The following is a 1,115-nucleotide window of genomic DNA, read 5'->3' on the forward strand; positions in this document are numbered from 1 at the left end:
GCCCGATTCCTTTCGAGAGCCAATCAAAGAGACCGCTGAATCGCTGACCGTGTCAAGATTTTGTTGCCGGGAAGCATTATGGTGCAGGCTCATTAGAGGAGTTGTCGCCAATACGCAGCGCCGATCGCGTTTGTTTCTGATCCTCGGCATGCCGGGTGCCTCAGGGCGGCGCGCCGTCGAATCCGTTGCTGTGGAATGCCTCTGCCGACCCAATTGGAGACCGCTGTGATTCGCAGGACAAGCCCGGCCCGCAAAGAGTTTGGCTGAGGGCCGGCGTGTGATACCTAAGCTACGGGAATTGTTCCATCTGGTCTTTTTTGGGCCTTGCTTGTGCTTTCGGAAATAGGCGAGACATTTGTGAATTTACGTCCTCACCCCGCTCACGCGGCGCATGAACAGTTCGATATCATCGTGATCGGCGGTGGTGTCTACGGTTTGATGATCGGGCTCGAAGCGGGCCGCGCTGGTTTGCGCGCTGCGATTGTCGAGCGCAATCAGATCGGTGGCGCAACAAGTGCGAACTGGTTTCGTATTCTGCACGGTGGTCTGCGGTACCTTCAAACACTGGACATCCCGCGACTTCGTGAATCCATTACCGAACGCCGCTGGTTCCTGCGCAACTTTCCCGACCTTGTTCATCCGATGGGCTTCCTCATGCCGCTCTATGGGGGAAAGATGCGGCATCCGGCGGTGTTTCGGGCCGCATTTGCCCTCGACGCGGTATTGACACTGGATCGAAACGCGGGGCTATCGCCCGATAGCGTTCTTGCGCGCGGGCGCGTTTTGAGCGCCTCGGACGTGCGGAAAACCTGTTCGCAGATCCGGACAGATGGTCTTCTTGGCGGGGCGCTTTGGAACGATGCGGTCGCAGAAGATGGCGCCGCCCTTGTCGCGGCTCTGCGAACCAGGGCCGAAGCATCGGGTGCCACCGTCGTCGAGCAGGCCGAAGCTCTGGCGCTCGAAACTGACCGGGGCTCGGTGACGGCCGTGAAGGTGCGGCGGCCGCAAGGCTATGAGGAGGAATTGCGGGCCCCTGTCGTGGTGAATGCTGCCGGCCCTTGGTGCGCCGAGCTTGCCGCCAGGTTCGATCGGCCGGTTCCAGAGCTCTTTAGACC

1 protein-coding gene is annotated in these 1,115 nt (G+C 60.3%); it reads left to right on the plus strand.

Annotated elements, in window-relative coordinates; translation table 11 throughout:
- Positions 1 to 357: 357 nt before the first annotated feature.
- A partial coding sequence (locus A2I95_RS41110) for an FAD-dependent oxidoreductase (protein ID WP_291738041.1) occupies positions 358 to 1,115 on the plus strand: 758 nt, incomplete at its 3' end.

The sequence above is a fragment of the Leisingera sp. F5 genome (assembly GCF_001593695.1).